Raw genomic sequence first — 6,359 nt, 5'->3', positions numbered from 1 at the left:
TTCGCTCACTTTCCGCATAAATATATTTATCCAAAGGCAAACCATCGCCAATTAAAGCATCAGCATAACCATTTGACCACGCCGAACACTCTACCTGTACAAATAAACCCAATCGGTCGGCAGCAATAAAAGCAGCTTCCGGAGGGCACCAGGAATGGAATCTTACATGGTTTAGCCCATAAGCTTTTATCGTTTCAAATATCTTTTTCCAACTGGGCACGTCAGTAGGCGGATACCCTTTTTTGGGAAAAACCGCACAATCTAATGTACCACGCAAAAAGGTCAATTTGTTATTGAGAACAAACTGGGTGCCTTTGGCCTTAAATTCCCGCATACCGAAAATTATATTTTTCCGATCCGGTGCGGCATCTTTTGGCAATCTGAGGTTTACCTGCATTTCATACAAATTCGGATGAAATTCACTCCATAACATTGGATTATTCCCCATAGGATAAACAAACTCAATAATTTTCTCCTTTTCAGAAATTACCAATTTTTGCGTTAAAGGTTTTAATCTTGGATTACCAGGTTGATCCGCAACAACAGTTAAATCCAAAGCTATTTCTTTGCTGGCACCCGTTGCATTATTAAGCTGCACCCTTACCAATACCTGATTTTTTTTAATATCAGGATAAAGCTGCACATCAGAAATATATACTTTAGGCCTGGCCATAAGTTTTAAATCTCCTATCAAACCGTTCCAGTTGGTTTGCGTATGATCGGAAACACTATGGGCATTAGGTCCCATATTAATGTCTTTTATCCTGTTGTCAACTCTGATTGTTATTTTGTGCGTTCCTGATGTCAGCTTAACACCCATATCAAATACTTGGGCTGTACCAAGACTGTTCTCCATACCAATTTTCACGTCATCAATCCATACCGTTGTTTCCCAATGGCTTCTCTCTATAAAGAGCTGTATGAGCTTATCTTTCCAGGAAGCAGGAATATTTATTGTCTTTTGGTACCAGGCAGCACCAACATAATGCTTTACCGGCTGGAGCCAAAAGGGTATTTTAATATTTCCAGGCTGCCTGTATTTTGCATATTCATCTTTCGTATACCAGGATTTATCTACAATCTGAGCAGTCCATTGCGTTTTTACAGAAACTTCGTCGCCTTTTCCATTGGTTGTCATTGAGCCTGGAAGCTTTATTTTTTCCTCCAGTTTTTGCATGTACCATTTCTCAGAAATCCCCTTATCCAACGAATCTACCTGAAATGACCATATACCTGAAAGATCAATTTGTTGATGACCTTCATTTTTCGACTGCCCTGCAGCTGTAATAGTTAAAAAAAGTAAAAGTACTAAGGATAATTGCAGATACTTAAATAGAAATTTCATACAAGTTTAATGAGGGTTAGATCAATTAAATTATCAATGATAATTATTGAATACGTTTATATTGGCAACCTTAAAGATCAGATTTACGGCCGGAGGTTAAAATGGATTAATTTCCAAAAAGATGGATTATTATAGGGCTATCACAATAATGAGCGATATAAAGAGCTATCAAACGTTTGCGCTGTTTTTAAATTTTATATTACCAGCACAATGTTTCTATTTGAATAAAATCAACTTACCACCAAAAAAAACTTATGACACCCTACAGGAAAACACTGTTCATTTTGCTTTGTATGCTTTCCGTCTATACAGCCAGTGCACAGCAGCCGCAAACCTTTAAAATCGGAAAAGAAGCTTTTGAACTCAATGGGAAACCCTATGTAATTCGCTGCGGCGAGATGCATTTTGCCCGTATACCCAAAACAGAATGGCGCAGCCGCTTAAAAATGGCAAAGGCCATGGGCTTAAATACAGTTTGCGCTTATCTGTTTTGGAACATGCACGAAAAACAACCGGATACCTTTACCTGGACCGGCCAGAGCGACGCTGCTGAATTTTGTAAAATCGCTAAAGAAGAAGGACTGTATGTCATCTTACGCCCGGGTCCTTATTCTTGCGCCGAGTGGGAATTCGGAGGTTTTCCATGGTGGCTGCTGAAAGATAAATCCATCCAGCTCCGTACACAGCATCCTTATTTTCTAGCCCGTGCCAAGAAGTATTTGTTAGAGGTGGGACGCGAGCTGGCACCACTGCAAATCAGCAATGGGGGTAACATCATCATGGTTCAGGTCGAAAATGAATATGGCAGCTACGGCAATGATAAACAGTATATGGAAACCATTAAATCCTATGTAGAAGCTGCAGGTTTCAAAGTACCCTTGTTCCATTGCGACGGGCCGTCACAGTTGAAAGAAGATCACCCCGATGATCTCTTTGCAGTCGTGAACTTCGGAAGTAATCCAAAAGAAAACTTTGAAGCCTTGCGCCAGGTACAGCCAACAGGCCCTTTAATGTGCGGAGAATATTATCCAGGTTGGTTTGACAGCTGGGGCAGACCCCACCACACTGGAGGCACTAAAAGAATTATTGACGAGTTAAAATACATGCTGGACCACAAAGCATCCTTCAGTATTTACATGGTACATGGCGGTACCACATTCGGTACCTATAGCGGAGCCAATGCCCCACCTTTTTTACCGCAAACCACCAGCTATGACTACGATGCTCCGATAGATGAAGCAGGTAATCCTACAGAAAAATACCACCAGATCAGAAAGTTATTCAGCAACTATCTGCAGGAAGGAGAAACCTTACCTGATATTCCCGCTTCAAATAAAATTCAAAAACTTGCCCCGGTAAAATTTACCGCATTTGCAGCACTGAATAAAAACCTGCCAAAACCCGTTTTGTCTGATACTGTTAAGCTCATGGAAGATCTTAACCAGAATTTCGGATGTGTACTCTATCAAACACAATTGGCAGGCGGAGAAAGATCTCTGCTGCAATTTCGCGATATCCATGATTATGCACTCATTTACATAGACGATCATCTCATCGGCACTTTAGACAGAAGAAAGAACAAATTCTCTCTGGAAATACCCAAACACAACAAGAACGCTAAACTCAGTGTATTGGTAGAAGCTGTCGGCCGGGTAAATTATGGTTACGCGATGCACGACCGCAAGGGGATTCACGGCCCCGTATATCTGGTTACCGGCAATACGAAAACTGAACTCAAAAACTGGAAGAATTACCCTATTCAGCTTGGAGATCACAACATCCCGGTACGTTATCAACCCATTACACCTCAAAAACCTGCAGCCGGTTTCTACAAAGGGACTTTTGCAGCCTCGAACTTGTCCGATACCTATATCGATATGAGCAAGTGGAACAAAGGCCTGGTTTGGATCAATGGAACTTGCCTGGGCCGCTATTGGAATATCGGACCAACACAAACCATGCTGATACCGGGAAGCTGGCTCAAAAAAGGACAAAATGAAATCATAGTGTTTGATTTGTTTGGCAATGCAGCTCCTGCGCTAACCTTCACCGATCAACCTATTTTAGACAAAGTAAATGAGACACAACCACAGGTGCATAAAAAAGCCGGACAACATTGGATAAAAGATGCTCAGGAAGTCCATCATGCAGGGAGTTTTCAAAACAGTGCCAGCTGGCAAACCACCTCATTTAAACCTGTAGAGGCAAGGTTCTTTTGCCTGGAAGCGCTATCCGAACAGCATGGACAACCCTATACATCTGTAGCCGAACTGGTCTTGCTCGATCCTCAGGGTAGAGAAATACCAAGGAGCGACTGGAAAGTTGTTTATGCAGACAGCGAAGAATTAGATGGCGATGACGGAAATGCCGCAAATGTGTTTGATCTGCAATATACCAGTATCTGGCATACCGAATGGCAAGACAAAGCACCTAAACCACCTCACCAAATTGTTATCGATCTGGGTAAGGTTTACAAAGTAAGCGGGTTAAAGTTATTCCCAAGACAAGACAATCCCAACGGACGTATAAAGGACTACCAATTATACTTTTCTGTACAACCTTTTAAAGGACTATAAAACCATAATACCCGTCATCTCTCCACAAGTACCGGGGAGAGATGACGGGTATTTCAAATGATCAATGCAAAGTTTAATTTAGTTAAAGCAGCTTCTTTAAATCATCAATCTCCATATTCTGTTTTACAACAAAGCCGTCCCGGTCAATTAAAAAAGTCGAAGGTAACGTGCTCACATGATAATCCATGACGGTTCTGGATTTTATAGAGGGTGAAATTAACTGAAGCCATGGAATCTGATCAGATTTGACCGCTTTTTTCCACAACTCATTGTTTTCATCTACAGAAATAGAAACCACTTCTATTCCTCTACTTTTTAAATCCTTATAAAGTGGTGCTATATTTCTATTTGTTGCTCTGCAGGGTGTACACCACGAAGCCCAAAAATCAATCAAAACATATTTATTATTCTTAATCAACTGATCAAGTGCAACCGCATCTCCTGTAATTGAAGTCAAATTAAACAAAGGTGCCTTTTTGCCCAGCAATAAATTATGCTCCAATATCTGAAGTTTGTCTTCAATTTCTTTAGATACAGCATTCTTTTTACCCCTTGAAGAAAACCAGTTTTTAAGCATTTGCAAGTCTTTCTGCTGCATACCATACAGATAATGGTGAGTAAGCCATTCACCAAGAAGGTTATCAATATTATTTTTGATGAAAGCCATTCTCGCAAACTGAACTTTTTCTGCCAGCACCCTGTTTTCTTTTTCTGCAATTAACTTCTCTTCAAGATCTTTCGCCTTTGTGTATTGATTGCCTGCTGCTGCCCATTCTTTTTCCAAAGGTTTAATCTGTTGCAGATGTTGTTCCAATCTGGTCTGCAAAAGCCCTCCTTTAACCAGTACCTGAGCATCTGCCCCCAGTACAATGCTACAAAGCCCTTTCTCCAGAATAATGGTTTGATTTAAAAACGGCTTCCTGGTTTCCAATGTAAAAACCGCCGGCAAACTATCTGTAACATGAAACTTGCACTGATGCAAAGCATCCAGGCTCCCTGTATCCACAAGGCTTCTTTTTGGCCACTCTCTGTAGAGTTTTAATTTAGTCCCTGCAGGATGCAATGCAGAATTAAATTCAATATCCATACTTACTTTCTTTGCCTGTTGAGCCTTAGCGCTTAAAAGACTGAAAGCCGTAGTTGTGACTATTATCATCACAACTACAATTTTCTTTAAATAACAGTTCATTATCTTGGGTTTTGAACAATTAGCGGGTTGATTTCTATAATTTTAGGCGCGATCTGCAACACATACCTGTTGCTGTTAGGTTCCAGCGAATAACTCTGCCCAGCAACAACACGACTGAGGGTTTTCTTAAAGCGTTCATCACGGTTTAACCTTTTCAAATCAAACCACCTTACTCCACGATAAAGCAATTCTCTTCTACGTTCCGACAATACTTTATCCAGGGCATCATCGGCAGTTGATGCGGATAAAGCAATATAATCTGCCGGTTTAAACCGCTTTACTCTTAGTGTATTCAGCATAGAAACAGCTCCGTCTTTATCACCCGCCCGGGCCATACCTTCAGCTTTGATCAACATCATTTCAGGTACGCCGATACTAAAATTTGGCGTCGTACCCAGATAATCCGGATTAACACTTGTACTTGATGCGCCAGTTGAGGTTAACCGAGTGAAAGCGAAAACATAACGCAGGTCTTTGGTGTCTAAAACAGTTAACAAATCAGAACTGGCCATAAAACGGGTAAGCAAAGACGGATTTGAAGCCAGTTTACTATAAATATTTTCTATATTACTTTGAGGCAAAGGATTGTTCACAATGGTTGCGGCCGTTGGTTTTGCCGGATTACTAAAACTCAGCGAATTCCAGTCAAACAGGGTGCTTTTCTTCGCTAAAACATCATTTGCATATTTTTGTGCATTCACGTAATCGCCTTTAAAAAGATAAACTCTCGCCAATAAGGCCATAGAAGCCAGCTTACCGGGATGAATATAATTCTTACCGGTTTCAGGAAAATCGCTTATCGAAATGGCTGTTTGCAGGTCATTGATCACCTGATCGTAAACCTCCTGTACTGTTGCACGTTTAGCTATGGCTTCAAGATCTGCATGAAGCGTAATCGGTACAGACAAATCCGTTGATGCCGTTGCCGCTACATAATCTTTTCCATATAAATTGGCAAGTGCAAACAAATAATAAGCACGCTGTGTAAGTGCCTCTCCTTTTAAACGATTCCGGGTCTGGTCTGTTCCCTCTGTCGCAGTTTGTAAGTTATCCAGCACCAGGTTACAAATATAAATATAGTTATAAGGCGTATTCCATTCACTGTCATCATCTGTGGCCAGCAAAAGATCTTTCTGCCAGGTATAAGACTTTGACTCCCGGTTTGCGGTAACTGAAGTCACCGTACTCATTAATATATCATCTGTCATAAACTCCGGATAGATATAACCGGACTGAGCAAGGATGATAT

At 40.9% G+C, this 6,359-nt stretch carries 4 protein-coding genes; 1 reads left to right on the top strand and 3 read right to left on the bottom strand.

Annotated features, from left to right (window positions below):
• Positions 1-1,345: sugar-binding domain-containing protein (locus tag DBR11_RS29855; RefSeq protein WP_369974425.1), on the bottom strand; the 1,345-nt coding region annotated here is incomplete at its 3' end.
• Between the two features lie 254 nt (positions 1,346-1,599).
• Between DBR11_RS29855 and DBR11_RS07690 the strand changes: the two genes are divergently transcribed.
• On the top strand, positions 1,600-3,921 hold the full coding sequence (locus DBR11_RS07690) for a beta-galactosidase (protein WP_108551250.1): 2,322 nt from the start codon (positions 1,600-1,602) through the stop codon (positions 3,919-3,921).
• Between the two features lie 82 nt (positions 3,922-4,003).
• Here DBR11_RS07690 and DBR11_RS07685 read toward each other — a convergent pair whose 3' ends face one another.
• Together DBR11_RS07685 and DBR11_RS07680 are read right to left on the bottom strand one after the other, a co-directional pair.
• Complete coding sequence (locus DBR11_RS07685; RefSeq protein WP_158275241.1) at positions 4,004-5,077, bottom strand: TlpA disulfide reductase family protein; 1,074 nt, start codon at positions 5,075-5,077, stop codon at positions 4,004-4,006.
• A gap of 32 nt (positions 5,078-5,109) precedes the next feature.
• A partial coding sequence (locus DBR11_RS07680; protein WP_108551246.1) for a RagB/SusD family nutrient uptake outer membrane protein occupies positions 5,110-6,359 on the bottom strand: 1,250 nt, incomplete at its 5' end.

Source organism: Pedobacter sp. HMWF019 (assembly GCF_003061025.1).
Lineage (GTDB): Bacteria > Bacteroidota > Bacteroidia > Sphingobacteriales > Sphingobacteriaceae > Pedobacter.
Note: the sequence above shows the minus strand (reverse complement) of the source record. Positions and strands in the feature narration are given on the sequence as shown.